Source organism: Brevibacillus agri, assembly GCF_004117055.1.
Taxonomy (GTDB): Bacteria; Bacillota; Bacilli; order Brevibacillales; family Brevibacillaceae; genus Brevibacillus; species Brevibacillus agri.
In genome coordinates this window covers 3,320,711-3,347,617 of sequence record NZ_CP026363.1, presented here as the reverse complement: position 1 = coordinate 3,347,617, position 26,907 = coordinate 3,320,711, and the positions used below count along the sequence as shown (strand labels likewise).

Annotated in this window: 29 protein-coding genes; 22 read left to right on the top strand and 7 right to left on the bottom strand. The window is 56.6% G+C overall.

What is annotated here, in order from left to right:
- Window positions 1–117 precede the first annotated feature (117 nt).
- Window positions 118–1,527, bottom strand: coding sequence for an amidase family protein (locus BA6348_RS16350; RefSeq protein WP_423734674.1), 1,410 nt, complete (start codon window positions 1,525–1,527; stop codon window positions 118–120).
- A 181-nt stretch (window positions 1,528–1,708) separates the two neighbouring features.
- Between BA6348_RS16350 and BA6348_RS16345 the strand changes: the two genes are divergently transcribed.
- Window positions 1,709–2,413, top strand: a complete 705-nt coding sequence (locus tag BA6348_RS16345) for an HAD family hydrolase (RefSeq protein WP_005833539.1) — start codon at window positions 1,709–1,711, stop codon at window positions 2,411–2,413.
- Here BA6348_RS16345 and BA6348_RS16340 read toward each other — a convergent pair.
- The 3 genes from BA6348_RS16340 to trhO all read right to left on the bottom strand — a co-directional run bounded on the left by BA6348_RS16340 (window position 2,371) and on the right by trhO (window position 4,233).
- Window positions 2,371–2,838: an NUDIX hydrolase gene (locus tag BA6348_RS16340; RefSeq protein ID WP_007779659.1), complete on the bottom strand. Its 468-nt coding sequence runs from the start codon at window positions 2,836–2,838 to the stop codon at window positions 2,371–2,373. The genes BA6348_RS16345 and BA6348_RS16340 overlap by 43 nt on opposite strands.
- 18 nt (window positions 2,839–2,856) lie before the next feature.
- Window positions 2,857–3,060: a hypothetical protein gene (locus BA6348_RS16335; RefSeq protein ID WP_005833535.1), complete on the bottom strand. Its 204-nt coding sequence runs from the start codon at window positions 3,058–3,060 to the stop codon at window positions 2,857–2,859.
- Between the two features lie 231 nt (window positions 3,061–3,291).
- Window positions 3,292–4,233 carry an oxygen-dependent tRNA uridine(34) hydroxylase TrhO gene (gene trhO, locus BA6348_RS16330; protein ID WP_005833533.1) on the bottom strand — a complete coding sequence of 314 codons (942 nt, stop codon included), beginning with the start codon at window positions 4,231–4,233 and terminating at the stop codon, window positions 3,292–3,294.
- A gap of 220 nt (window positions 4,234–4,453) precedes the next feature.
- Here trhO and dut point away from each other — a divergent pair, with 220 nt between their 5' ends.
- On the top strand, window positions 4,454–4,990 hold the full coding sequence (gene dut / locus BA6348_RS16325) for a dUTP diphosphatase (protein WP_005833531.1): 537 nt from the start codon (window positions 4,454–4,456) through the stop codon (window positions 4,988–4,990).
- 119 nt (window positions 4,991–5,109) lie between these two features.
- Here the strand turns inward: dut and BA6348_RS16320 are convergent, their stop codons facing one another.
- Window positions 5,110–5,412 carry a DUF3846 domain-containing protein gene (locus BA6348_RS16320; protein WP_005833530.1) on the bottom strand — a complete coding sequence of 101 codons (303 nt, stop codon included), beginning with the start codon at window positions 5,410–5,412 and terminating at the stop codon, window positions 5,110–5,112.
- Between the two features lie 128 nt (window positions 5,413–5,540).
- Between BA6348_RS16320 and BA6348_RS16315 the strand changes: the two genes are divergently transcribed.
- The 7 genes from BA6348_RS16315 (at window position 5,541) to BA6348_RS16285 (ending at window position 12,603) form a co-directional block, all read left to right on the top strand.
- On the top strand, window positions 5,541–5,765 hold the full coding sequence (locus BA6348_RS16315; RefSeq protein WP_122953444.1) for an oxidoreductase: 225 nt from the start codon (window positions 5,541–5,543) through the stop codon (window positions 5,763–5,765).
- A 293-nt stretch (window positions 5,766–6,058) separates the two neighbouring features.
- A complete protein-coding gene (locus BA6348_RS27390) occupies window positions 6,059–6,514 on the top strand; it encodes a hypothetical protein (RefSeq protein ID WP_242507364.1) in 456 nt (151 codons plus the stop codon).
- Between the two features lie 162 nt (window positions 6,515–6,676).
- Window positions 6,677–7,744, top strand: coding sequence for a sulfate ABC transporter substrate-binding protein (locus BA6348_RS16305; protein WP_007779654.1), 1,068 nt, complete (start codon window positions 6,677–6,679; stop codon window positions 7,742–7,744).
- 40 nt (window positions 7,745–7,784) lie between these two features.
- A complete protein-coding gene (gene cysT / locus BA6348_RS16300; RefSeq protein ID WP_122953443.1) occupies window positions 7,785–8,621 on the top strand; it encodes a sulfate ABC transporter permease subunit CysT in 837 nt (278 codons plus the stop codon).
- A 12-nt stretch (window positions 8,622–8,633) separates the two neighbouring features.
- On the top strand, window positions 8,634–9,500 hold the full coding sequence (gene cysW, locus BA6348_RS16295) for a sulfate ABC transporter permease subunit CysW (RefSeq protein ID WP_005833522.1): 867 nt from the start codon (window positions 8,634–8,636) through the stop codon (window positions 9,498–9,500).
- Complete coding sequence (locus tag BA6348_RS16290) at window positions 9,497–10,612, top strand: sulfate/molybdate ABC transporter ATP-binding protein (RefSeq protein WP_026557116.1); 1,116 nt, start codon at window positions 9,497–9,499, stop codon at window positions 10,610–10,612. The genes cysW and BA6348_RS16290 overlap by 4 nt, the downstream gene beginning before the upstream one ends.
- A gap of 377 nt (window positions 10,613–10,989) precedes the next feature.
- Window positions 10,990–12,603: an ABC-F family ATP-binding cassette domain-containing protein gene (locus tag BA6348_RS16285; RefSeq protein WP_005833515.1), complete on the top strand. Its 1,614-nt coding sequence runs from the start codon at window positions 10,990–10,992 to the stop codon at window positions 12,601–12,603.
- 102 nt (window positions 12,604–12,705) lie between these two features.
- Here BA6348_RS16285 and BA6348_RS16280 read toward each other — a convergent pair whose 3' ends face one another.
- On the bottom strand, window positions 12,706–12,897 hold the full coding sequence (locus BA6348_RS16280) for a hypothetical protein (protein ID WP_005833513.1): 192 nt from the start codon (window positions 12,895–12,897) through the stop codon (window positions 12,706–12,708).
- Window positions 12,890–14,569, bottom strand: coding sequence for a PucR family transcriptional regulator (locus BA6348_RS16275; protein ID WP_122953442.1), 1,680 nt, complete (start codon window positions 14,567–14,569; stop codon window positions 12,890–12,892). The genes BA6348_RS16280 and BA6348_RS16275 overlap by 8 nt, the downstream gene beginning before the upstream one ends.
- Window positions 14,570–14,739: 170 nt before the next feature.
- On the opposite strand from BA6348_RS16275, the gene BA6348_RS16270 reads away from it, so the two are divergent.
- From BA6348_RS16270 to BA6348_RS16210, 13 genes are all read left to right on the top strand, one after another.
- Entirely contained in the window at window positions 14,740–14,943 is a 204-nt protein-coding gene (locus BA6348_RS16270) for a DUF3311 domain-containing protein (protein ID WP_005833510.1), read from the top strand.
- Window positions 14,940–16,433, top strand: a complete 1,494-nt coding sequence (locus BA6348_RS16265; protein WP_005833509.1) for a sodium:solute symporter family protein — start codon at window positions 14,940–14,942, stop codon at window positions 16,431–16,433. Before BA6348_RS16270 ends, BA6348_RS16265 begins: the two co-directional genes overlap by 4 nt.
- 39 nt (window positions 16,434–16,472) lie before the next feature.
- Window positions 16,473–18,095 carry an amidohydrolase gene (locus tag BA6348_RS16260; protein ID WP_025847584.1) on the top strand — a complete coding sequence of 541 codons (1,623 nt, stop codon included), beginning with the start codon at window positions 16,473–16,475 and terminating at the stop codon, window positions 18,093–18,095.
- Entirely contained in the window at window positions 18,092–19,360 is a 1,269-nt protein-coding gene (locus BA6348_RS16255) for a M20 family metallo-hydrolase (protein WP_122953441.1), read from the top strand. The genes BA6348_RS16260 and BA6348_RS16255 overlap by 4 nt, the downstream gene beginning before the upstream one ends.
- Before the next feature lie 279 nt (window positions 19,361–19,639).
- Window positions 19,640–20,497, top strand: a complete 858-nt coding sequence (locus BA6348_RS16250) for a carbon-nitrogen hydrolase family protein (RefSeq protein ID WP_005833506.1) — start codon at window positions 19,640–19,642, stop codon at window positions 20,495–20,497.
- Window positions 20,498–20,524: 27 nt separating this feature from the next.
- A complete protein-coding gene (locus BA6348_RS16245) occupies window positions 20,525–21,193 on the top strand; it encodes a GNAT family N-acetyltransferase (RefSeq protein ID WP_005833505.1) in 669 nt (222 codons plus the stop codon).
- Window positions 21,194–21,241: 48 nt separating this feature from the next.
- Complete coding sequence (locus tag BA6348_RS16240; RefSeq protein ID WP_005833503.1) at window positions 21,242–21,913, top strand: GNAT family N-acetyltransferase; 672 nt, start codon at window positions 21,242–21,244, stop codon at window positions 21,911–21,913.
- A 103-nt stretch (window positions 21,914–22,016) separates the two neighbouring features.
- Entirely contained in the window at window positions 22,017–22,262 is a 246-nt protein-coding gene (locus BA6348_RS16235; RefSeq protein ID WP_005833501.1) for a hypothetical protein, read from the top strand.
- On the top strand, window positions 22,259–23,560 hold the full coding sequence (locus BA6348_RS16230; protein ID WP_005833500.1) for a sigma-54 interaction domain-containing protein: 1,302 nt from the start codon (window positions 22,259–22,261) through the stop codon (window positions 23,558–23,560). Before BA6348_RS16235 ends, BA6348_RS16230 begins: the two co-directional genes overlap by 4 nt.
- Window positions 23,561–23,711: 151 nt before the next feature.
- Entirely contained in the window at window positions 23,712–24,581 is an 870-nt protein-coding gene (locus BA6348_RS16225; protein ID WP_025847587.1) for an energy-coupling factor transporter ATPase, read from the top strand.
- Window positions 24,578–25,438, top strand: coding sequence for an energy-coupling factor transporter ATPase (locus BA6348_RS16220; protein ID WP_007779611.1), 861 nt, complete (start codon window positions 24,578–24,580; stop codon window positions 25,436–25,438). Before BA6348_RS16225 ends, BA6348_RS16220 begins: the two co-directional genes overlap by 4 nt.
- A gap of 12 nt (window positions 25,439–25,450) precedes the next feature.
- A complete protein-coding gene (locus BA6348_RS16215) occupies window positions 25,451–26,287 on the top strand; it encodes an energy-coupling factor transporter transmembrane component T family protein (protein WP_007779607.1) in 837 nt (278 codons plus the stop codon).
- Between the two features lie 61 nt (window positions 26,288–26,348).
- Complete coding sequence (locus BA6348_RS16210) at window positions 26,349–26,906, top strand: ECF transporter S component (protein WP_005833497.1); 558 nt, start codon at window positions 26,349–26,351, stop codon at window positions 26,904–26,906.
- Window position 26,907 lies beyond the last annotated feature (1 nt).

Sequence of the window (26,907 nt, the reverse complement as noted above, 5' to 3'; positions counted from 1 at the left end):
CAGCTTGCTTCATCATGTCACGATCTGGACATGCTGGCAAGCTACAGAAAAAGGCCAACCGGAATATCAGCGGTTGGCCTTGCCAATGGGTGGGATGAATCAGGTGCGGCAGGCGGCTCAGGCCTTGTCCGACAATACGGGTGGCACGCGCAGCAACGTTGCTTGCTCGTAAGCGTAAGCCAGACGAAGCAGCACCGACTCGGTGAAGGCCAGTCCGGTCAGCGTGATCCCGAAAGGCTTTCCTTCCGACGTGTAGCCCGCAGGTACTGTAATGGACGGATAGCCCGCTTTGGCAGGAATGGCGTAGCCTGTGCTGCCGGGGAAGAGCAGGGCGTCCAGCGCGTGTTCGCTGACGGCGGCATCAATCCCTTGGCGCTGCGACATTTCGAGATCGTACAGCCGCTGGCGCAAATAGGCCGGCTCGGTCAACGTGCCGCTCGTCTCTTCCGACTGCTCCAGAATGTCTTGTCCGTAGCGAAGCGCTCTTGCTTCGTGCTCGCGATTAAAGGCGATAATGTCCTTCAAGGTGCGAAGCGGATAGGTTGGCGCAAAGTTTTTCAAATACGCCTGGATGCCTGCTTTAAACTCGTGCATCAAAACGTGGGAGCTCCACTCCGCGTCTTCTGTCGGGATGCGGACAGGATCAATCAGCGTCGCGCCAGCCTCTCGCAGTTGCGAAAGAGCCGCTTCGTAAAGCGCGACTTCTTCCTCAGAGCATTTTGCCAGAAAGCGGGAGCGGACGACGCCAATTCGCGCGCCTTGCAGACCGTTCGCATCGAGGAAGGGGAGGTAATCGCGCTGCGCGATGCCAACGCTTTTTTCCGTCGCCGGGTCTTTGGGATCGACTCCTGCGAGAGCGCCCAGCAAAATCGCTGCGTCGGTGACGCTTCTGGTCATCGGCCCGGCCGTGTCCTGGCTGTGGGAAATCGGAATAATGCCGCGGCGGCTAATGAGGCCGACCGTTGGTTTGATCCCGACCAGCGAATTTTTTTCCGCAGGGTGCAGGATGGAGCCGGATGTTTCCGTTCCGACCGCCGCGACGGCGAAGCCTGCTGCAATGCTTGCCCCCGAGCCTGAACTGGAGCCGCCTACATCAAACGTGCCGGGGCCGTACGGATTGCGGACTTGTCCGCCGCGCGAGCTGTAGCCGTTTGGCATCAGGTCGGCCATGAAGTTCGCCCACTCGGTCAGGTTGGTTTTGCCCAAAATGACGGCTCCCGCTTCCCGCAGCCGCGCCGCGACAAAGGAGTCGGCCGCCGCGTAGGAATCGGCCAGTGCCAGCGAGCCGGCTGTCGTGTGCATATTGTCTTTGGTCGCGATGTTGTCCTTGATGAGAACGGGGATGCCGTGCAGCGGGCCGCGACTGCCCGAGACGGCGCGCTCCCGGTCGAGTGCTTCGGCAATGAACAGGGCGTCCGGATTGATTTCGCTGATCGCGTTGATATAAGGCCCCTGTTTGTCGTAGGCCGCGATTCGCTCCAAAAAGGAAAGCGTCAGCTCCCTCGAGGTGGTTTTTCCTTCTTCCATTGCTGCTTGCCATTCGAGAATGCTTGCTTCATAATTTGGTGACACGAGTTTTCACCTTTTTCTGATGGATTTGACCATTCTTATTTTACCAAAAGCAGGGAAGCGGGAAAATGGCAGAGAAACAGAAGCGGGTGTAACGGGTAGCGCCCGCAAACCAAAAAGAAGACAGGAGTGCTTGGGCATGACGATTCAGGCTGTGCTTTTTGATTTGGACGGCACTTTGCTGGACCGCGACACGTCTCTTCTGCGATTCGTACACGATCAGTACGAGCGAATTGGCGCGCTGCAGCTTGTCCAAAAGGATGTCTTTTGCGAGCGTTTTATCGAGCTGGACCAGCACGGGTATGTATGGAAAGACAAAGTGTACGAGCAGCTTGTCGCGGAGTTCGCCATTCCCGATCTGGACGCTTCGTTTTTGCTGCAAGACTATATCAGCCAGTTTCCGCAACATTGCATTGCTTTTCCTCATCTGCACGAGACGCTTGGACAACTGCAACAGCAGGGCATCAAGCTCGGGCTGATCTCAAACGGGTTTGGACAGTTCCAGTACGCCAATTTGCAGGCGCTCGGCATCGCGCATTTTTTCGAGGCGGTACTGATTTCGGAATGGGAAGGATTGCGCAAGCCCGACCCGGCGATTTTTCAACGGGCGCTATCCAAGCTGCGCGTACCGCCGGAGCAAGCGATATACGTGGGCGATCATCCGGAAAACGACGTGCGTGCCAGCCGAGCCGTCGGGATGAAAGCGGTCTGGAAACGCAGCGATCAGTTTGCTGCGGCTGCCGAGGCGGACGCCGTCATTGCCGATCTGGCGGAAGTGATCGGAATCGCGCTCCCGGCTGTTCAGCTTCGGCGGCAGGCGAGCCGGGACCTGGACTTTATTTGACAATTGGCGTTGTTGCGCCGTTTGCCCAGTCCAGAATGAACGGAGCCTGATGAGGATTCAGGCTGTCCGGTACTCTCTTCATTGGGATGGACGGTGCCTGTGTAGTCGGTGACATGAAAAATGAGCTGAACGCTAAACACCTTGTCCCCATTGGCGTACTGGGCAAAACCGTTTTTCCCGGAGTAGATGCCAAACAGTTGCATTGCTTTGACGATGAGGTTCGTTTCCTCAAGCACTTCGCGGTGGATCGTCTCCGCAAACGTCTCGCCGATTTCCAACAGGCCGCCGGGAATGCCCCATATCCGGTTGTATTTTTGCTGCAACAAAATGCGTCCCTGGTCGTCTTCCAAAATAGCGCCGCAGCCTACTGTCAACAACGTCTCGTGACCGATGAGCTTGCGCATGGTCGAAATATAGTTATTCATGGGCGTTTCCTCCGCTTATCAGCTTGAGCGCATCGCTCGCCACGCGTCGAAAATCAGCGTCAGGCCGCAGATGAGGGTGCTGAGCAAGCCGATCAGCTTCACGGCAAGCCGCACAGGCTCGGGCTTGATCCCCAGATCGAACAGGAAATTATAGTCGATCTCGTAGTTGACGAAAACAAGTCCGACCAAAAAACCGATGACGATGCTTATCTTCTTTTCCATAGCACCTCCCAAGCAAAAAGAACGAAATGTAGCAAAAGGATGAGATTTCCATTTTTGCGAACACTTTGTTTATTATGAAGGAGATTGCGTTTGGAGACAACCGAAAAGATCGGCTGAATCAAGGTGCATTTCGAAACGACAGCATCTTATTTATCCGCACCGGGACGAGAGGCGCAAAAAAACAAGCTGACTACCACAAGGGACAGTCAGCTTGCTTTGTTTTTCGTTTGCTTATGCGTTCGCTCCGGCAGCTTGCAGCTTCGCTTTTTCTTCTTCGACGAAGCGGTTGCGCGGATGCTCGCGGCATTCGTCGGAGCAGGAACGCTTGTATTTTTGCTCGCATTCCGGGCAGCAGAAGTGCTGCTTGTTGCAGAAAGGATTGGCGCAGTTCACGTAGCGGTCTTCGACAGTACCGCAGTAGTAGCAGCGGCCGATCACCACGTCTTCTTCGGTGTGGTTGATCGGTACGGAGATGCGCTCGTCGAACACGTAGCATTTTCCGTCCCACAGGCGGCCTTTTACTTCCGGATCTTTTCCGTAGGTGACGATTCCGCCGTGGAGCTGGTACACATCTTTAAAGCCTTGTTCCAGCAGCACGCCGGTCAGCTTTTCGCAGCGAATGCCGCCTGTGCAGTAGGTGAGGACTTTTTTGTCCTTGAACTGGCTCATGTTTTTCGCGATCCACTCAGGAAACTCGCGGGAGGAATCGACTTCCGGACGGATCGCGCCGCGGAAGTGACCGAGGTCGTATTCATAGTAGTTGCGGCCGTCGAGGATCACGACGTCCTCTTGCTGCATCATTTCGTAAAATTCTTTCGGGCTCAAGTATTTTCCTGTTTTGACGTTCGGGTCGACATCTTTTTCCAGGCGCCAGGTCACCAGCTCTTTTTTCGCGCGAACGAACATTTTTTTGAACGCGTGCCCGTCCGCCTCATCTATTTTAAACCACATGTCGGCAAAACGCGGGTCTTTTCTCACATACTCCATGTAGGCGTCTGTCTGCTCGATGGTGCCGGATACGGTTCCGTTGATGCCCTCGGGAGCGACGATAATCCGTCCCTTCAGTCCAATCTCCTTGCAAAATTGCAAGTGTTCAGCAGCATACTCCTCATAGTTGTCCACTGGAGTGTACTTGTAGTAAAGCAAAATACGGTATGGTTTTTGTACTTGCAAGGTACAATTCCACCTTTCTTGTTCAATTGTAGTTTATGACGCAACGGTGATTATATCACAACTCGCCAGCAAAAGCGTAGAAAAAGAAAGGAATTTGTGAGCTTTCTATGAAAATGTGCAAAATAGTAGTGAAAAAGCGGCGAACTTGCTGGATGCAGGTTCATCTTGTACACTATGGAAGGACATTAGCTGTAGAGGCGATAGACGAGGAGAGACTTGGATGAATACGACAAATGAGCGCCTGGTTGCCCAGGTGAAACTTAAAAAACTGCACCCGGATGCCGTCATTCCGCAATACGCGCGCGCGATGGACGCCGGATTCGATCTGGTAGCGGTAGAAGATACGATTATCGCTCCGGGGGAGTCTGCCAAAATTCCGACCGGACTGGCTTTTGCCTTGCCGGAAGGGTTCGAGCTGCAAGTGCGCCCGCGTTCCGGGATAGGCGCGAAGACAAAGCTGCGCCTGTCGAATGCGCCGGGGACGGTCGATGCGGGGTATCGCGGAGAGGTGTGCGTGTTGATGGACAACATCCGCATTCCTTCTGGCAAGCTCGGCAAAGTGTGTCTGGATGCAGGCGAAAAACAGGTGGAGGTGGCTGAGGAAGTCGACGCGCACAGCTACTTCATTAAAAAAGGCGACCGGATCGCGCAAGGTGTGATCGGTCTGGTGCCTGTCGCCCGCTTCGAGGTTGTCGACGAGTTGGATGAGACGGAAAGAGGAGCGGGAGGCTTCGGCAGCAGCGGGATCAACGGCTAGGCCGATCTGCCCAACAAAGAAAAGACCCCTGGGAAGCAGCGTGTGCAGAAACAAACGGCACATCGCGGGCAGATCAGGGGTCTTTTCGCTGTACGCTCGCTGCAACGAGCAAGCTGCTTTTACACTTTGGCCGCAAGGAAGCGGTCGATCCGGCTGATGTCCTCCTCCGTGAGCGAACGGCCGTCGGCTTTGACGAACACGCACGGACCGTAGACCCAGTCCAAATAGCCGTCCGAGGTGATCGGGAAGTTGTTCCCCAACACGCCGCGCCCATCTTCATTCACGATCAAGGAAATTCCTTCCAGATGATCGTCGGCCACCACTTCAAAGTCGCCGTCCACCAGGTCGCTCAAGGAGCTGGTATCGGCAATGTCGAGCTTTTCCGCCTGTTCATGCGGACGTTTTACATAGACGGTAATCACGTTCCTTCACTCCTTTGTCCCTTCATCATAACCGAAAGCGAAAAAATGCGCGAGACGGATGTCAACGCTTCTGTTGGTTATGCTATGGGTTAGCTGCTACACCAACCAATGCCGAGGGGAATTGCCGCATGGATTTAGTGAATGGCAAACTGTATTGGTCGCATACTTTTCCCAACCCGCCACGCTATCCTGCCATTTCGGACGATTTGCGCTGTGATGTGGTGATCGTCGGCGGAGGCAGCAGTTGTGCCAACACAGGGCTGCTGCAGTTCGCCAATGACAAGTTGCTTGCCGCCAGCATCCATTCTTTTGGCGAGGAACAGGGCGTCCGTTTTTTTATGTTTTTTTGGTAGATTGGATATTTTAGGTATACTATTTCAAGCCAGACAAGAATGGGTCGACTCCTTATACGGTTTTGAAAAAAATGAACGTGGGGGTTTGTTTATGAATAAATATTCGTGGACATTGCTCGGCGTCGTCATCGTGGCCGGAATTTCGTTGGCTACGTGGCGAATGCCATGAACCAAGGCGACAAGGAAGCGCTGGCTGCTACAAAAAGATGGAACAGGCCCGTAACAAAGACAGCAAATTTTTCAGCAAATGAAAAAGCAACGTAAGCTTGTCCGGCTTTTCCATTCCGGGAGCTGTGCTGCCGGAAGCGGAGGAAATACGCTCCTATGACGGCCGTTCTATGCAGGATTGGCTATCTCCTACGGATGAGAAGCTCTCGTTCATCATGGAAGGTGGGGGGGCCAAAGGAATCGTCATCGCGACCGATACAGAGCCGATCCTGGCTGGCGGCGAGAAAAGTGGCCCGGAACTGTTTGCGCTTTACGAAAAAATCAAGGAAACGGGCCGCTACTTTTTTAGAGCTCCCGGCGCACACGCCGCTCGAAGCGCAAGAGGTCGTGCAACAGATTCAAGCGGCAGCAGACGACAGAACCGGGGAGTAAAGTTTATGAATAAATCGAATCCGCATTCATGGGGGACAGCGCCGGTTGCTGTCTTTTTTGTTTTGGACCAAAAATGCTCTGGGAAGCGGCGCGATACGTTTGCGCAAGGGAAAAATTCAATGGAGCGGTCGCCGCAACTGATGCGATAAAGATCATCTGCACGGCTGCCCGCGCTCACCTCGCCCGCCCATGGGGCATAAAGTGGATGGGAATATGATTGACAGCGATAAATAGGCGGGTATAATCGTAAATAACTAAGTATTCCGAGTAAAATAGTATAGATTAAAAAACAGGGAGTGAAGGTTACCAGTATGAACACCACAAAGGGCAAGATCCATTCCAGCCTGCAACGCATCGGCATCGTCGCTTTGGCTATCGCTTTGGGCGGATGCTCCGCTGCGTCGACAGGAACGGGAACGAGCGGGACAGAGGCGGGGGGCAGCGCCCAGACTGTAGAGCTGCTCAATGTCTCCTACGACCCGACGAGAGAATTTTACCAGGAGGTTAACGCGGAATTTGCCCAGGAGTGGAAGGCAAAAACCGGACAATCGGTCACGATCAAGCAGTCTCACGGTGGTTCCGGCAAGCAGTCCCGCTCCGTCATCGACGGTCTGGAGGCGGATGTCGTCACATTGGCGCTCGCCTACGACATCGACGCCATTGCCGAGCGCGAGCTGATCCCGGCCGACTGGCAAAAGAAGCTTCCGGACAACAGCTCGCCGTACACCTCGACCATCGTTTTTCTGGTGCGCAAAGGTAATCCCAAGCAGATCAAGGATTGGGACGATCTGGTCAAACCGGGCATCTCGGTCATCACGCCGAATCCGAAAACGTCCGGGGGAGCCAGATGGAACTACCTCGCTGCCTGGGGCTATGCGCTCAAGAAAAACGGGGGCGACGAGGCGAAAGCACAGGAGTTCGTGGCAGCGCTGTTCAAAAATGTCCCGGTGCTCGATTCGGGCGCGCGCGGATCGACGACTACTTTTGTCGAGCGCGGCATTGGCGACGTGCTGATCGCCTGGGAAAACGAAGCGTATCTCGCGGTGAACGAGCTGGGCAAAGACAAATTCGAGATCGTCAATCCGTCTATCAGCATTTTGGCGGAGCCGCCTGTCACCGTCGTCGACAAGTACGCGGAAAAGCACAAGACTAAGGAAGTCGCCGAAGCGTACCTGCAATTCCTCTACACGAAAAAAGGCCAGGAAATCGCGGCGAAGCACTACTACCGTCCGCGCTCCGAAGAGGTGCTCAAGGCACATACACCTGCGTTTCCTGAAATCGAAATGTTCACAATAGACGAACTGTTCGGCGGTTGGACGAAGGCGCAGCAAATCCATTTCTCCGACCAGGGCGTCTTCGATCAGCTTTACAAACCGTAATCGCCCATAAACATATCTTGCCATCAGAGGAGTTAGCTCCATGAGAAAACTATTTTCGCGCAGGGGGTTTTTGCCGGGCTTCGGGATCACGATGGGCTACACCATTGTTTACTTGAGCCTCTTGGTGCTGATCCCCCTGTCCGTCCTGTTTTTAAAAGCTTCCACCTTGAGCTGGGAGCAGTTCGTAGGCACGATTCTCGATACGCGCGTGCTCGCCTCGATACGCGTCAGCATTCTCACTTCCTTTTTTGCCGCCTGTGTCAATGCGGTATTCGGCGTGCTGGTCGCTTGGGTGTTGACCCGCTACCAGTTTGCCGGAAAACGTATTATTGACGGCATTGTCGATCTTCCGTTTGCCTTGCCGACAGCGGTAGGCGGGATTGCGCTCACCTCGATCTACGCCGAAAACGGGTGGATCGGGCAGTATTTGGCGGAGTGGGGGATCAAAGTGGCGTACACGCCGATCGGCATTTGGGTGGCGTTGACGTTTATCGGTCTTCCGTTTGTCGTGCGGACGGTGCAGCCTGTTTTGCAGGACTGGGATTTGCAGATGGAGGAAGCAGCCGCGACGCTGGGGGCGACACGCTTTCGCACGTTTACCCGCGTCATCTTGCCCCATTTGCTCCCGGCGATCATCACCGGCTTTGCCCTCGCTTTTGCCCGAGCGCTCGGCGAGTACGGTTCTGTCGTCTTTATTTCCGGCAATATGCCGCTCAAGACAGAAATTGTGCCGCTGCTCATCATGACAAAGCTGGAGCAGTTCGACTACGCGGGCGCGACGGCGATCGCGACGGTCATGCTCGTCGCCTCGTTTGTCATGTTGCTGATAATTAACTACATGCAATGGAGGATTAACAAATTCGATGCGGCACGATAGAGGGTGTGACCAATGAAGCATGTAACAGAGCCAGCCTACGTGCGCTGGAGCTTGATCGCAGTTGCTTTTCTGTTTCTCGGCCTGTTTCTCATCCTGCCGCTGATTGCCGTGTTCACCGAGGCGTTCAAGCAAGGGGCAGACGTGTTTTTCGCCGCCATTTCCGACCCGGAAACGCTGTCGGCGGTCAAACTGACGCTATTGGTCGCCGCGATCAGCGTGCCGTTGAACGTCACGTTTGGCATCGCTGCCGCGTGGGCGATCGCGAAGTTTTCGTTTCGCGGCAAAAATGTGCTGCTGACCCTGATTGACTTGCCGTTTGCGGTGTCGCCTGTCATCGCCGGGCTGATTTTCGTTCTTCTGTTCGGCAGCCAGGGAATTGCAGCGCCGTGGCTGGCTGCGCTTGACCTGAAAATCATCTTCGCCGTGCCGGGCATCGTGCTGGCGACGACTTTTGTGACGTTTCCGTTTGTCGCCCGCGAGCTGATTCCCGTGATGGAGGCGCAGGGCAAGGACGAAGAGGAAGCGGCCGTGTCGCTCGGGGCGAGCGGCTGGAAAACGTTTTGGCGCGTCACGATGCCGAATGTGAAGTGGGGCATTTTGTACGGCGTCATTCTCTGCAATGCCCGGGCGATGGGCGAATTTGGCGCTGTCTCGGTCGTTTCCGGCCATATTCGCGGCATGACCAACACGCTGCCTTTGCACGTGGAGATTTTGTACAACGAATACCAGTTCGCTGCGGCTTTCGCGGTCGCGACGCTTCTCGCTGTGTTGGCACTGGTTACGCTCGTTTTGAAAAGCGTGATTGAGTGGAAAACGGAGCGACAGTCCGAGGGGGAAGAGGAACATCACTTTGACGTGTCAGGAGAGAGGGCAGGATGAGCATTGAGGTTGTCAACATTACGAAGACATACAAAAACTTTACCGCGCTGCAAAATGTCAATTTGCACATACCCGAGGGCGAGCTGGTTGCGCTCTTGGGCCCGTCCGGCTCCGGCAAGACGACCTTGCTCCGGCTGATCGCCGGACTGGAGCAGTCGCAGCAGGGGCGCATCCTGTTCAACGGCGAGGACAATACGGACCGGGACGTGCGCGAGCGCCAGGTGGGCTTTGTGTTCCAGCATTACGCCCTGTTTCGGCACATGAACATTTTCGACAACCTCGCTTTCGGTCTTACTGTCCGTCCCCGCAAAACAAGGCCGAGCAAAAGAGAGATTCACGAAAAAGTGCATTCCCTGCTCCGGCTGGTTCAATTGGAGGGGCTTGCCCATCGCTATCCTTCGCAGTTGTCCGGGGGACAGCGGCAGCGTGTCGCGCTGGCCAGAGCGCTTGCGGTGGAGCCGAAATTTTTGCTGCTGGATGAGCCGTTTGGCGCATTGGACACGAAAGTCAGGCAGGAGCTGCGGCGCTGGCTGCGCCATTTGCACGGAAAGCTCGGCTTGACGATTTTGTTTGTGACGCACGACCAGGAAGAGGCGATGGAGCTGGCAGACCGCGTCGTCGTCATGAACGAAGGCAGAGTGGAGCAGGTAGGCTCCCCCGAAGAAATTTACCACAAGCCCGCCAATCCGTTTGTCTACAGCTTCCTCGGCCGCGTCAATCTGTTCCACGGGCGGATTCAAAACGGGCGGATCAAGCTGGGGGAAGCGGAGTTCGAGGCGGAGCACGATGTCGGCGAGGGGCCAGCCGTCGGCTACATGCGTCCGCATGACGTGGAAGTGTCGCTGCATCCGCCAAAATCGTCCGCAGCGACAGCCGTTCAAGCGCAAACCGAGCGGATTACCTTGCTCGGGCCGATCGTCCGTCTGGAATTGAAGCGGCTGGATACGAAGGAAGTGTTTGAAGCGGAAATGAGCCGGCAGCGGTTTTTGGAACTGAACGTCGTCGAAGGCGGAACCGTGTACGTGACGCTGCACAACGTGTCCATTTTTGTGGACAACGCGCCAGCGATCAAGCCAACGCGGGCGTACGTCCCGCAGCAAGTGAGCATTTGAGCGGTAGTTGCGCGACAAAACGAATGCGAAACCGGCTTGCCCAAACAGGCAGGCCGGTTTTCGCTGGGAAGGGCACGGTTATTCGCCGCGTTGCTTGGAGCGCGTCTCTTCTTTGCCCACTGTTGTCGAAGAACGCGTCTGGGAAGGATTTTCTTTTTTGCCCATCTCGTTTTTGACTCCGTTGTGCTTGGACATCGTCACGACCTCTTTCTTCGTTAGGATGGACGTACAGTGGTAGCTTTCCCGCTTCCGCCGCAATCCATGTGGGGGAGTCCGTTTTGGCCGCGCTTCGCGGCATCTGCTTTTCTTTTGCAATATGAGGCTATCTCTGGTAAGATAAGTGTTTGAACGATTCAAAAAAGGCAGGTATTGCGACGATGATAAGCACTCAGAACGTGACGCTGCGCTACGGCAAACGCGCACTGTTTGAAGATGTATCCATTAAGTTTACCCCTGGTAACTGTTACGGCCTCATCGGTGCGAACGGTGCGGGGAAATCTACGTTTCTCAAGATCCTCTCCGGAGAGATCGAACCGACGAGCGGACACGTTTCGGTGACACCAGGCGAGCGTATCGCTGTGTTGAAGCAGAACCACTTCGAGTTTGACGAGTACGATGTACTGAAAACAGTCATTATGGGTCACAAGCGCCTGTACGAGATTATGGAAGAAAAAACGGCGCTCTACATGAAAGAAGACTTCTCCGAAGAGGACGGCAACCGCGCCTCTCAACTGGAAGGCGAGTTTGAAGAGCTGAACGGCTGGATGGCGGAAGCGGATGCGGCGAGCCTTTTGATCGGTCTGGGCATCCCGACCGACCTGCACGACAAGCTGATGAAAGACCTGTCCGGTACGGAAAAAGTACGGGTACTGCTCGCGCAAGCGCTGTTTGGCAACCCGCACATCCTGCTTTTGGATGAGCCGACAAACCACTTGGATATCGAGTCGATTCGCTGGCTGGAAAACTTCCTGGCCGATTATGAAAACACCGTCATCGTCGTTTCCCATGACCGTCACTTCCTGAACAAAGTGTGTACGCACATTGCGGATATCGACTTCGGCAAAATTCAAATGTACGTAGGGAACTACGACTTCTGGTACGAATCCAGCCAGCTCGCGCTGAAGATGGTTCGTGAGCAGAACAAGAAAAAAGAAGAAAAGATGAAGGAGCTCCAGGAGTTCATCGCGCGCTTCTCCGCGAATGCTTCCAAGTCGAAGCAAGCGACCTCGCGCAAAAAGCTGTTGGAGAAAATTACGCTGGAAGACATCCGTCCGTCCAGCCGCAAATATCCGTTCATCAACTTCAAGCCGGAGCGCGAGGCGGGCAAAAACTTGCTGGCGATCGAAGGCTTGAGCAAGACCGTAGAAGGCGAAAAGCTGTTTGAAAACCTCCATCTGGTCATCAACAAAGGCGACAAGGTAGCGTTTGTCGGACCAAACGAGCTGGCGAAAACGACCTTCTTCCAAATTTTGATGGGCGAAGTACAGCCGGACAGCGGCTCTTTTGAATGGGGCGTCACCACTTCCCGCGCGTACTTCCCGAAAGACAACGCAGAGTACTTCGACACCGATTTGAGCCTCGTGGATTGGCTGCGTCAATACTCCAAGGAGCAGGACGAGACGTTTATTCGCGGATTCCTCGGCCGCATGCTGTTCTCCGGCGACGAAGCGCTGAAAAAAGCGAACGTGCTGTCCGGGGGCGAAAAAGTTCGCTGCATGCTGTCCAAAATGATGCTGGCTGGCGCCAACGTGCTGATTATGGACGAACCGACGAACCACTTGGATCTGGAATCGATCACAGCGTTGAACAACGGCTTGATCGACTTTGAAGGAACACTGCTGTTCGTCTCCCACGACCATCAGTTCGTGCAAACCATCGCCAACCGGATCATCGAGTTCACTCCTAAGGGCGTTATCGACAAGATGATGACCTACGACGAGTACCTCGACAGCGAAGAGATCAAGCGCCTGCGCGAAGAGCACTACGCGTAAAAGCGACGGTTTCTTACGTTCACAGGAAAACGCAAAACCCGTGTCCTATGCACCATTCGTTGTGCCGGACACGGGTTTTTTGGCGTGCGAAAAAGCACACTGTTACGGGGCGGGCGGCTCGTCCTCCAACAACTCCACTTTGCTCAAAAACGACTCTTTGCTCGAAAAGATAACGCGTTCCTTGCGCGGAGCCGTAAAAAAGACCACGATGTACTGGTCGTCGATGTATTCGACGATTCCGCGTTTTTTCGGGCGTTCTCTCGTTTTCACAGGCTTGTTCAACCACTCATCCATGCAAATTCCCCCTACGTCTCACTTTTGCCATTATACCAGCTTCCGCTTGCGGATACCCGATCGATTGCACTGTCATGGCGATGCGCAGCAGCAGTTGGTCATGGCCGTTTTCCGGGTTCAGCCCGGACAGCTCGCGGATGAGCGCCAGCCGGTACTTGATCGTATTTTTGTGGACGAACAACTGCGCGGCTGCTTCGGCATGATTGCCGTCCGCCTGCAAAAAGACTTGGAGCGTCTGCAAGAGCTGGCCGTTTTTCTCCCGGTCGTACTCCCTGATCCGGCCCAAGTATTCTCTAGCCAAAGAGGATGCTTCCGTGCCGGGCTGCTCCGCAAACAGGATGCGCTCCAGCCCGAGGTCGTGGAAGTCGACGACGACGGTGTTGGCCGCGGCGGATGCGGAACTGCCGCGCAGCGCCGTCCGAAAGCTGATTTGCGCCTCGCGGTAGCTCTGGACGATGCCTGCTCGTCCAGAATGAAAGCGGCCCAGCCCGACGAACACAGGCTGCTGCCAGGCAAACGAGCGCACGGCTTCGAGCACTTGCCGCATGCTGCCTACAGCCTCTGCGGTTTCTGCTGCGGTCGGCACGAGCAAAACGACGCGATTGTGCTGATCGAGCCCGAAGAGGATCGCCAGGTCGAGAGAAGACAGGAGAGGGCGGAGAGTTTCCAGCAAACCGTGATTTTCGGTCCAGTTTTCGATGCCTGTGCGCTCGTGCGGGGACACTCCCATGACGACGACGGTATAGTGGTCCGCGAGCTTCCAGCCGACCTCATCCGCTTTTCGCGTAAGCACGTCTTGCGCATGAGTCTCGCCGCCGAGAAGAAGCTGCAAAAAATCGTTGCGGAAGCGCTGATACGTCTCGGCGACAGAGCGCATGCGCTCCATTTCCAGCGACAGCAAGGCCGCGCTTTGCTCGATGGCGACCTTTTCCCACGCGTGCAACTCCCGGTCCATTTGCCCCACAACAATCGCGCCCTGCACCTTCTGCTCGTGCAGCAGCCAGCGGATGGGATAGCCATTGGCGCTTTTGGCGAGCGGGTGCATGCCCAGATGGCGGGAGGCGGTTTGTCCAAACTTTTGGCCGATCTCCGAGTCGGCGGGGAATGCTTCGGGCGGCGACTCCCACTTCCATTTGCAGCCAGGCACTTGAATGGAGACGGGGGCTTGCAACAGGTCGTGCAGCAGTTCAGCCAGCTTGGAAACCGGATCTCCGGCGGTCAGGTGGCGATGAAACCGCTCGTAAATGGCGTGTGTGCGGTTGAGCTCGATGCGCTGTTTGTCGTTGATGTATTGCACGACGGGCACGATGACATCTGACCATGCTTTTTCCATCGGAAAAGACAGGATCGGCATTTGCCTGTTTTGCGCGTGGGCGAGGACGGCAGGCGGCAGGCTCTCGATGTAGCGGCCGAGCTTGATCGCAAGTCCCGGCGTTCCCGTCTCGACCAGTTCGTCGATCAGTCGGGTCAGCCCTTCCTCGCATGAATCTTTTTGCGTCAAAAACGGGAAGCCTGTCGTCAGCACAAATTCGCCGGGCCGCAGCCAGCGGTGCCCGTCGGGAGAGTCAAACGAAGTAACCCCGAGCAGCTCTCTGTCGAGAAACTCTTCCCCCGCCAGCACGGCGTTTTTTGCAAAGCCCCCAACCTGTATCAGTTCACGGACTGTTATCACGCTACTTCCCCCCCCCCCCGGTGTTCCATTTTTTATCAGCACAAACAAAAGCTTGCTCTGTTTTCTGGTCATTTGCACAAAGGAGAAAATTGAATTTTTCGATAATAATAGAGTACATGTCCAAAGCGCGCGCAGGCAATGGGACAAATCGAGTAAACAGGGGGATTTGCATGAAAGCAAGAGATTGGCTTGGGGTCGTGCCGTTTGTCGGCATGCTTGGCGGGATACCTTTTGTCAACCGGGTGGAGCCGTATGTGCTTGGGATGCCATTTGTCCTGTTCTGGATTGTGTTGTGGGTGGTGCTGATCTCTGTCGTCATGGCGATTTTGAACAAAATCGATCCGGCGACAAAAGAGGAGGAGAGCTCATCATGAACAGCGCCCTCTTGATTATTTTTGCCTTTCTGCTGCTGGCGTTCTACTCCGGGATTCGCGCGCGCCAAGGAAAAGACATGAACATGGAGCAATGGACGGTTGGCGGCAGAGGCTTTGGCTCTATCTTTATTTTCCTGTTGGTGGCGGGGGAAATTTATACGACCTTTACGTTCCTTGGCGGAAGCGGCTGGGCCTACTCCAAAGGAGCGCCTTCCTACTACGTCCTGTCCTACATCTCGCTTGCCTACGTCATTTCCTACTGGCTACTGCCTCCGATCTGGCGCTATGCCAAAGAACACAGACTCGTCTCCCAATCCGATTTTTTTGTGAGCAAATACAACAGCCCGATCCTGGGCATTCTCGTGGCCGCCGTTGGCGTCGTCGCGATCATCCCGTACCTCGTGCTGCAATTTAAAGGGCTTGGCATTATCGTCTCGGAAGCTTCTTACGGGACGATCTCGCCAGCAGCCGCTGTTTGGCTCGGCGTGATCGCGGTCACTATCTACGTGATGCTGTCCGGCATTCACGGCTCGGCCTGGACGGCAGCGATCAAGGACATCATGATCTTTTTCGTCGTCGTCTTTCTCGGGATTTACTTGCCGTACCACTACTACGGCGGCATTCAGCCGATGTTCGAAGCGGTGCAGGCGGCGAATCCGGGCTTTCTGACCTTTCCGGAAGAAGGGCTCAGCATTTCCTGGTACATTTCCACCGTACTCATTACGGTTTTCGGCTTTTATATGTGGCCGCATACGTTCGGCTCGGTCTTTTCGGCCAAGAATGAAAATGTTTTCCGCAAAAATACGATCATGCTGCCGCTCTACACCTTGATGCTCTTGTTTGTGTTTTTCGTCGGCTTTACCGCGATCCTGCAAGTTCCCGGCTTGCAAGGGGCAGACGGGGATTTGTCTTTGCTACGGCTGTCGCTTACAACGTTTGACCCGTGGATCGTCGGCATCATCGGGGCGGCGGGGCTGCTGACGGCGCTCGTGCCCGGCTCCATGCTGCTGATGACAGGGGCGACGCTTTTGGCGAAAAACGTGTACAAGGTGATGGCGCCTGCCACGACGGATGCCCAGATCGCGAAGACGGCAAAACTGCTCGTGCCAGTTATCTCTCTGGTTTCTCTCTACTTTACGCTCGGCGGCGGCGACACGCTCGTAACCTTGCTGTTGATGGGCTACAGCCTGGTGACCCAGTTGTTCCCGGCGCTGTTGTTCAGCTTGCCGAAGCAGCCCTGGGTGAACAAATACGGGGCGTTCGCCGGCATTCTCGCAGGGGTGGCGACGGTGGCTTATGTCACGGTGGCGAACGTGACGCTGGCGACAATGTTCCCGCATTGGCCGTCCGCGATTAAAGATTTGAACATCGGGGTAGTGGCGCTGCTCGTCAACATCGTCGTCATGTTTGCCGTGACAGCGGTAACGAGAAGCATGGCTGTCGGTGAGCATCAGGCGGCGAAAGCAGAAGGGACGCCTACGCTGGAATAGCGCGCAACGCAACGTGAAAAAACGAATGGGGGAAGCAACATGGCAGATACCGTTTTTCTCAATGGACATGTGGTGACCGTGGATGCGCAGGACCGGATCGCAGAAGCGGTCGCGATCAAAGGCAACCGGATTGTCGCTGTCGGCACAACCGAACAGATCAAAAAGCTGATCGAGCCAGAGACAAACATCATCGACCTGCAAGGCAAAAGCCTTTTGCCCGGCTTTATCGACGCGCACTTGCACATCACGATCTACGGCACGAACAAGCTCGGCGTGGACTGCAAGGCGCGCGGCATCCGCTCGATCGAGGAACTGCTCGCGGCGCTCAGGGAGCGGGCGGAAACAACGCCGGAGGGCGAATGGGTGAGAGCGTGCGGGTTCGACGAAAACTTGATGATCGAGCAGCGCTATCCGACCCGTGCCGAACTGGATGCGGTGTCGGGCAAGCATCCGATCTTCGTCATGCGGACGTGCGCCCACCACAGTGTCGCAAACAGCCGGGCATTGGAGCGCGCCGGCTACGACAAACAGACGCCGGACCCGCAGGGCGGCCGGATCGACCGCGATGGGCAGGGCGAATTGACAGGCTTTTTGGTCGAGACGGCCCACATGAAAATGTTTGAGCTGGCCGCTTTTTCCGAAGCGGAGTACAAAGAGGGGCTGCGCCTCGCCTCCGAAGACTTTGTGGCGGCTGGCATCACCAGCGTTCACGACGCAGGCGGGTACGGGCCGGATAACTATCGGGCGATGCAAAAGGCGGTGCAGGCAGGCGACGTCAAGGTGCGCATTTACGCGATCATTTGCGCCCTGAATCAGTCGGAGGACTTCGTGCGGCGGATGATCGACGCGGGAATGGTCACGGGAACGGGCGACGAGCGCTTTCGCATCGGCCCGGCGAAGGTGTTTACCGATGGAGCGAGCATTGCGCCGACGATGGCGATGCGCGAGCCGTTTGACAGCCGTCCCGGCGATTGCGGAATTCTCTACTACGAACAGGACGAGTTGAATACGATTTTGGGAGAGGCACATGCCAAAGGCTTTCAGATTACCGCGCATGCCCAGGGGGATCGCGCAATCGACATGCTCTTGACCTGCTTTGAAACCGCGCTGGCCGCGCATCCGCGTAAGAACCACCGCCACCGGATCGAGCATGCGGGCGTCTCGTCGCCGGACTTGCTTGCGCGAATGGCCCGACTGGGCGTTGTGCCGATCCCGAACCCGGCGTTCATTTACGATCACGGCGATTCGTACGTCAAAAACATCGGGGAACGGGTCGGGCACATGTTTCCCGCGCGCGGGCAGGCTGATCTTGGCATCATCGCGGCAGGGGCATCGGACTGCCCGGTGACCGATTTCAACCCGCTGATCGGCATTCACGCCGCGGTCAACCGCCGGAGCAAAACAGGCCAGCCAGTCGGGACCAACCAGCGCGTCACCGTCATGGAAGCGATCCGCATGTTCACCTGGAACGGCGCGTACGCCAGCTTCGAGGAGGGGATCAAGGGCAGCATTGAGCCGGGCAAGCTGGCCGATCTCGTGGTGCTGAACGGCAACATTTTGTCCCACCCGCACGAGCGCATCAAAGAACTGAAGGTCGAACAGACGATGATTGACGGCAAGATCGTTTACCAAAGTCAGGATGAGGAGGTTTTGAAGGCATGAACGTAAAAGCGAGAGTGCTTACGATCAACGAAGAGCGGCTGCGAAAGCGGATCGAAGCTTTGGCCCAGATCGGGAAAATCGGCGAGACGGGCGTATGTCGGCTGGCCCTGTCCCCGGAGGATCGCGCTGGCGTGGAGCTGGTGCGCTCCTGGATGGAGGAAGCGGGGCTGTCTGCCCGGCTGGACCACTTCGGCAACCTGATCGGGCGACTGGCTGGCCAAAACCCGGATGCGCCCGTCCTGATGATCGGCTCGCATATTGATTCCCAGCCGTACGGCGGCAGGTATGACGGCGTAATCGGCGTATTGGGCGGTCTGGAGGTCGCCCAGACGCTGCGCGAGCAAGGCATCGTCCCCAAGCAGCCGATTGAGGTAGTGGCGTTTTGCGACGAGGAAGGCTGCCGTTTTCAAAAAGGCTTGTTCGGCTCAAAAGGAATCCTCGGGCAGCTCGACCCGCAAGACCTGGAGCGCACCGACAAAAGCGGCGTGACGCGCAGGGAGGCGCTCGCAGCGTTCGGCTGCGACCCCGAGCGCCTGGCCGAATCGGTCTATCCCGCAGGCAGCATCGGCGCGTATCTGGAGCTGCACATCGAGCAAGGGCCAGTTCTCGACGATGCCAACGAGCCGATCGGCATCGTGTCGGCGATCTCGGGCCCGCTGTGGTGGACGGTCGAGTTGACGGGCTTTGCCGGACATGCCGGATCGGTGCCGATGCCGATGCGCAAAGACGCGCTGGTCGGAGCGGCCAAAGTCATTCTCGCGGTAAACGAGCTGGCCCGGCTAGACCCGGAGGCGCCGACGGTAGGCACGGTAGGCCACCTGGAGGTGTTCCCGGATTCCCGCAACATCATCCCTGAGCGGGTGCGCTTTTCCGTCGATTTGCGCGACATTGATCTCGTGCGGCGGGACGAGCGGGAAAAAGCGCTGCGCGAGGCGATTGCTCGTGCGGCGGCAGAGGGCGGCTTGCAGTACACGATTACGGAGGACACGAACAGCGACCCGCGCTATTGCGCGGACTGGATCAAGGCGATCATGCACGAGGAGAGCCGTGCGCTGGGCATTTCCGCCCGCGAACTGATGAGCGGCCCGTTCCACGATGCGCTGGCTCTTTCGTACGTGTGCGACTACGGCATGATTTTTGTCCGCTGCAAGGACGGGATCAGCCATAATCCGCAGGAATTTTCCACCTATGAAGACATCGCGCTCGGGACGGAGCTGCTGTACAAGACGGCCTTGCGCATGAGCGGCACGAACAGCGGCATGTAAAAAGCTTCTGCCGGTACTCGCGCGCAACTCCCAGCGGGACGGTGTTTCGCTGCATGAAGGCGGTCAGTCGCCCGGTCACGAAGTACATTGCTGCACCCCCGTTTTTTTTGGCGAGAGCATTTCCGCGTTTGTTGACCGAAAAAGAGTCGCCTGTCCGAAGGGGCAGGTGACTCTTCTGTTGCCTTTGGCCAAGTTTGCTGTGCGGCATATTGCAAGAGAGACTTTCTCGATCATTTTTGATATATTTTAGGCATATGGAAAAAAGGAAGGAAGAATGCCATGAAAATGCGTGTCTCAGCAGTGCAGTACCATCTGCATACGATACATAGCTTTGAAGATTTTGCAAATCAGGTTGAGCACTACGTCCGAAACGCCCAGGAGTACGACGCCGAGTTTTTGCTGTTTCCTGAATTGTTTACTACCCAACTCATGTCCATCGGCGACGAACACGGAAATGCTTTGCCGATCACGGCACTGCCGTCGTTCACCGAGCGGTATGTGCAGTTGTTTTCTTCCCTCGCGGCCAAGTACGACATGCACCTCATCGGCGGCACGCACATTATCGAGGAAAACGGCAAGCTGTACAACACCGCCTTTTTGTTCTATCCGGACGGACGGGTGGGCCAGCAAAAGAAAATCCACATCACGCCATGGGAAGTCAAAGGCTGGAACATGGGCGCGGGCGACTCGCTGCAAATTTTCGAGACCGACAAAGGCAAGGTCGCGCTGATTATTTGCTACGACATCGAGTTCCCCGAGTGGGTGCGCATCGCCAAGGCGCGCGGAGCGGACGTCATTTTCTGTCCGTCCTGCACCGACGACCGCCACGCTTTCCACCGCGTGCGCTACACGAGCCATGCGCGCACGATCGAAAACCAGGTGTACGTCGTTCTGACAGGGACGGTAGGCTCGCTGCCGACCGTCGACTTTATGCGTGCCAACTTCGGGCAGGCCGCGATTTTGACGCCGAACGATGTGCCGTTCCCGCCTCGCGGAGTGCTCGCCGAGGGCGAAATCAACCAGGACATGCTCGTGACCGCCGATCTCGACCTGTCGCTTTTGTACGAGGTGCGGGAAAAAGGCTCGGTCACCACCTGGCGCGACCGTCGCACAGACCTGTATCCCGATTGGAGCTAGCATACCGCGAACGGACGGAGGATGGATATGTACCGCAAAGAGCTGTATGTGTTTGAAGGGGACAAGCCGCGCAAGGCCGTCATCCGCAACTACAACCGCTCCGACTTTTTCGAGCTGATCCAGATTCAGGCGGAAAGCTTCCCGCCGCCGTTTCCATCCGAGCTGTGGTGGAACCAGGAGCAGCTCACCAACCACATTACGCTGTTTCCCGAGGGCGCGATTTGCGTGGAGGTGGACGGCGTGCTGGCCGGCTCGATGACCGGGCTGCTCGTGCCGTTCGATCCAGCGCACCCGGAGCACCAGTGGGCGGATGTGACCGACAACGGCTACATCCGCAACCACGATCCGGACGGGGACACGCTGTACATCGTCGACATTTGCATCCGGCCGAGTCACCGCAAGCTCGGACTCGGACAGCTCATGATGCAGGCGATGTACGAGCTGGTCGTGCAAAAAGGCTTGAAGCGGCTCTTGGGCGGCGGCAGAATGCCTGGTTACGGCCGCTACGCTGGCGAGTGGACGCCAGAGCAATACGTCGAGCGCGTGGTCGCCGGAGAGGTCAAAGACCCGGTGATCACGTTTCTCATGCGCTGTGGCCGTGTGCCCGTGCAAATTGTGCCGAACTATTTGGAGGACGAAGAGTCCCGCAACTACGCCGTGCTGATGGAGTGGAAAAACCCGTTTCTGGCACGCTAGGCGACAGACGATACACCGATTTTCTCACGCTCAGGAGGATGGATCCCGATGGAATTTGTACGCATTCAACATATTGACAACCCGCTGTTTGCGAAAATGCACCGTTTGATGCAGGAAGTTTTCCCGCCAGAAGAGGTTTTGGACTACGACCTGTGGAAAGAGCCGCTCGAAGACCCGGGCATTCGCGTGTTTGTCGCGGTACATGAAGGAGAAGTAGTCGGAGCCACCGAATACCGTTACTATCCCGACCTGAACGTCGCGATGACCGACTTTACGATTATCGGGCGGGAAGGGCTTGGCGTAGGCCGTTTTCTGGCGAGAGAGCGGCAAAAAGACCTGCTCGCGCTTGCAAAGGAAAACGGCAAGGAGCTGTACGGCATGTTTGCCGAAATTTACGATCCGTACCGCGTGGAGGAGCACAGCTTTGGCGGCATCAAGCCGATGGACCCGTTCGTGCGCCGCGAAGTTCTCTCCCACCTGGGCTACAAGCGCACGAATATCGCCTATGTGCACCCATCCTGGCAAAACGATGGCGAGGCCGTATCGGGGCTGGACCTTGGCTTCATGCCGACGAATGAAGAGCAGACGAGCCTGGAGGCAGAGTTGATCGTCACTTTCCTCAAACGCTATTACGCCGTGCTGCCGCAAAAGCCGCAAGCGTGGCTGGACATGGTGGCAGAGCTTGAGAGCAAGGAAAGCGTAGAGCTTCTCCCGATCTAAACGAATCAGACAGCACGAACCGACACTCCTGTGGAGCTACTCATCCTGGCTTCACGGGAGTTTTTCTTCTCCCATCCGATAAGGCCAGACAGGAGTGACAAGAGTGAACGCGCAAAATCTCGCATCGATTCTTCTTTACATGGCCGTCCTGTTCCATCTGCTCGGCATGAGCGGCTGGGTCCAGGCGAAGCTGTCCCAGCCGATTCAGCTCGCGACGCTCGGACTCATGCTTGCGGCTTTGTTTGCGCTGCGCAAAAAGAAGCGCAAGACGAGACGCCGGGCGAGAAAGCCGCCAGCCGAAGTGGCTGTCATGCTGGACCGGGCGGAGGAAGGGGAGGCAGGAAAATGATCGGCGACATTCACATTCAGGCGATCCTCGACGCCTCGCATGACGGCATTATCGCGGTCGACCACGACTATACGATCATTTGGGTCAACCAGAACGCGACGGAAATACTCGGCTTGCCGCCAAACGTCGTCGGGGAGAAAATTACCCGCTACATCCCCAATTCGGACATGCTGCGCATTTTGGCAACCGGAAAAAAAGAAATCGGCGACATCGCCACCGTCCTGAATCGGCAAATCATCATCAACCGACTGCCGATCGTGGTGGAAGGAGAGGTCGTCGGGGCCGTCTCGACGTTCAAGGAAATTACGGACATCCAAAAGATGGAGCTGCGCATCCGCAAGCAAAGCATGGAAAGCGGGCTGGAAGCCAAGTTTCGGCTGGAGGATATCGTCGGCCAGTCCAAAGCGATGCGCGAGGCGAAGGAATGGGCAGAAACTTTCGCCAGAACGGATGCCACCGTGCTGATCCAGGGCGAGACCGGGACGGGCAAGGAGCTGTTTGCGCAGGGCATTCATTTGAGCAGCCAGCGGGCGACAGGCCCGTTTATCGCGGTCAATTGCGCCGCGCTCCCCGGAAACCTGCTGGAAAGCGAGCTGTTCGGATACGAGGAAGGGGCGTTTACAGGCGCGCGCAAAGGCGGGAAGCCCGGCCTGTTCGAGCTGGCGCACGGCGGAACACTGTTTCTCGACGAGATCGGGGAAATGTCGATCACGATCCAGGCGTTGCTGCTGCGCGTCCTCCAGGAGAAAAAGGTGCGCCGGATCAGCGGCGAGCGGATCGTCCCGGTCGATGTGCGGATTATCGCGGCGACCAACCGCAATCTGGAACAACTGATGGCGGAAAAGCTGTTTCGCTCGGACCTGTACTACCGCCTGAACGTGCTGACGCTGGAGCTGCCGCCGTTGCGCGAGCGCACGGAAGACATCCCGCTGTTGATGGAGGCGATCATGGAGGAAATCGCGCAGCGCGGCGACAGGCGACTACAGGGAGTGGACGAGTCTGTGTACCGGTTTCTTGCGCAATACGACTGGCCGGGCAATGTCCGCGAACTGCGCAATGTGGTCGAACGCATGGTGCTGCTGTGCAAAAGCGACCGTCTCGGACTGGAGGACACGTTGTTTTTGGCGAAAAAGCTCGCCCAGCGCAACGCCTTCCGGCAGCAGGAGCAAGACGAAGCAGAGGTAATCAGGAAGGTTTTGGAAATGACAAAAGGAAACAAGGGCGAGGCAGCGAAGTTGTTGGGGATGGATCGCACGACTCTGTGGAGAAAAATGAAGAAATATGGCGAAGTAGACTGATGTTGCAACAGCAACGAAAATGATGCGGATTGCAACAGAAGATTCATCTTTGAAGTCTGAAATTTACAGAAAATTAAAAACATAATGACTTGGCACGGGAGTTGCTTGCATATGGCTATAAGACGCACACCCGTGGAAAGGGAGGGAACACATGTCTACACAACCGATCATCCGTGTCGAAAACGTTTCGTTTGCCTATCAGGTGAGCCAGGATCAGCAGATTCCGGTGCTGCAAAACGTCTCCCTTGAAGTGTATCCCGGCGAGTATGTCGCCATTATCGGGCACAATGGGTCCGGGAAATCGACGTTGTCCAAACACCTCAACGGCATTTTGACGCCAAAGGAAGGCAACGTCTTTGTCAACGGCATCAATACGAAGGAAAAAGAGCGGATTCACGAAGTGCGAAGCCGCGTGGGAATGGTCTTTCAGCATCCGGATAACCAGATTGTCGCCACCATCGTCGAGGACGACGTGGCCTTTGGGCTGGAAAACATCGGGACGAGTGCGGAGGAAATGCGGGAACGGGTCGATTTTGCGCTGGAGGCAGTCGGAATGAGCGCCTTTCGCCATCGGCCGCCGCACCATCTGTCGGGCGGGCAAAAGCAGCGGATCGCGATTGCCGGCATTCTCGCCATGAAACCGCAATGCCTCGTTCTCGATGAAGCGACGAGCATGCTGGACAGCTACGGCAGGCAGGACATTCTCGCCGTCGTCCGCAAGCTGCACCGCGAAGGAATGACGATCGTGACCGTCACGCACCACATGTCAGAGGTGACGGAGGCGGATCGGGTCATCGTGATGGAGGGCGGCAAAATCGTGCTGGAAGGTACGCCGCGGGAAGTGTTCGCGCATCAGGACAGGCTGCGCGAGCTTCACCTCGACGTGCCGGACGCAAGCCGAATAGCCGCGCTCGTCCATGCCGAGCTGCCCGCTTTTTCCCCGGACCTGATCCACAATGCAGAAGTGGTGGCAGAGGTCGACCGTTTGTACGTCAGACAGGCGGAGGCGAGCGGCTCATGACGCAACCGATTGTCGATGTGCAAAAGCTGTCGCATGTGTACATGCAAGGAACGCCGCTCGCGCACGCGGCGTTGCAGGAAGTCAGCCTGCAGGCGAACGCGGGCGAATGCCTGGCGATTATCGGGCATACGGGTTCGGGCAAGTCGACCTTGATCCAGCATTTCAACGGGCTGATCCGCCCGCAGTCAGGGACGGTCATCGTGAACGGCATAGACGTATCCCAGCCGAAAATAGACATCCGGGCGCTGCGCAGGCAAGTAGGGCTGGTGTTCCAAAACCCCGAGGACCAGTTGTTCGAAAAGCTGGTCGGAGACGATGTCGCCTACGGCCCGTTCAAGATGGGACTGCCGCTGGAAGAGGTGAAAAACCGGGTAAAATGGGCGATGGACCTCGTCGGCCTGGACTTTCAGGAGATGAAGGATCGTCCCACCTACGCCCTGAGCGGCGGGCAAAAGCGCAAGGTCGCGCTCGCTGGCGTCCTGTCGCTGCAGCCGAAGGTGCTGGTGCTCGACGAGCCGACAGCCGGACTGGACCCGCGCTCCCGGCTGGAGCTGCTGGAGCGGATCAAACGGCTGAATCGCGAAGAAGGGCTTACCGTCATCTTCGTCTCGCACAACATGGAGGAAGTCGCGCAGCTCGCTGACCGCGTGTACGTCATGGCTAACGGGCAAGCCGTTTGCGAAGGGACTCCGCGGCACATTTTCGGCAATCAGGAGCTGTTGCGCGAACACCATATCGGCACGCCGGAATCGGTCGATATATTGTACCGCTTGCGCGAACGCGGCTACCCGATTGATCCGAAAGCCTACTTGCCGGAAGAGACTGCGTATGAAATCTTGAAGCTGATCCAGCGCTAGGGAGGGGAGCACATGTCAGCGGAATTTGAATTGACGCGCAATATTACCATCGGACAGTATTTGCCGACTGCTTCTGTCGTGCATCGGCTGGACCCGCGGTTCAAGCTCGGCGCTTTTGCCATCATGATCGTCGCGATCGCCATCTGCAATACATATGTGGGCAACCTGTTTGCGCTGGCGATCTGCCTGTGGCTGTTCCACGTATCGAAAATCCCGCTGCACTACGGCATCTCCGGGATCAAGCCGGCCGTTCCGTTCATCGTTATTTTGGCGATCATGCAGCTTTTGTTTTACGGCGAGATCGCAAACGGCGGCACGATCTACTTCCAGTACGGCTTCATCACCATATCGAGCGAGAGCATCCGGCTCGTCATCGTCTCCGCCATGCGCTTTGTCGAGGTGATTTTTCTCTCCAGCGTGCTGACGCTCTCCACCTCGACGACGGAACTGACGCACGGGATGGAGCGGCTGCTCGGTCCGTTGGAAAAAGTCAAGTTTCCGGTCCATGCGTTTGCGCTCATCATCACCATCGCCATTCGCTTCGTCCCGACGTTTGCGATGGAGATGGAAAAAATGATGAAGGCACAGGCGTCCCGCGGCGCCGACTTCGGCACAGGCGAGTGGTGGCGGATCGTGCAGCGGACGAAAGACATGTTTCCGATCATCATCCCGTTGTTCAACGTGGCGCTGTCCAGAGCCGAAGACCTGATTTTGGCGATGGAAGCGAGATGCTATACGCCAGGTGCGGCCCGGACGCGCTATACCCAGTACAAGGCGAAAGGCGGCGATTATGCCGCACTGCTGGCAAGCGTGGTCATTTCCGCAATCATGTTGGGAATACCGTGGTAGTAGGCGGGAGTTCTCCCTTCTGGGGATTCCATATATCGCTTGGCAAAAAGGAGGAGTAGGCATGGAAAAAGGATTGACCGTACGCAAGATCGTCATTGCAGGGGTGCTCGGAGCGATCGCGATTTTGCTCGGGGTCACGCGGCTCGGCTACATCCCCGTTCCGACGGCGGCTGGCAACGCCACCATCATGCACATCCCGGCCATCATCGGCGGCATCATGGAGGGCTGGGGCGTCGGTATGATTATTGGTCTCATTTTTGGAGTATCTTCCTTCCTGAACGCCACTGTGCCGCTGTTCAAAGATCCGCTGGTCGCGATCCTGCCGCGCCTGTTTATCGGGGTGACGGCGTACTTGACCTACGTCGGCCTGCGAAACGTCAACCAGTACCTGGCGATTGGCGCAGCCGGCTTTATCGGGGCGCTGACCAACACGATTCTCGTTCTCGGGATGGCGGTCATTCGCGGGTACATGCCGTTTGGCGTCGCGGCGACGGTTGCCGTGACAAACGGCTTGCCGGAAGCGGTCGTCTCGGTCATCGTGACGTTGGCGGTAGTCGCGGCGTGGAAAAAGCTGGGAAGCTCCGGGAGACAAAAATCGAAAATTTCAGGAGACTTGTAAG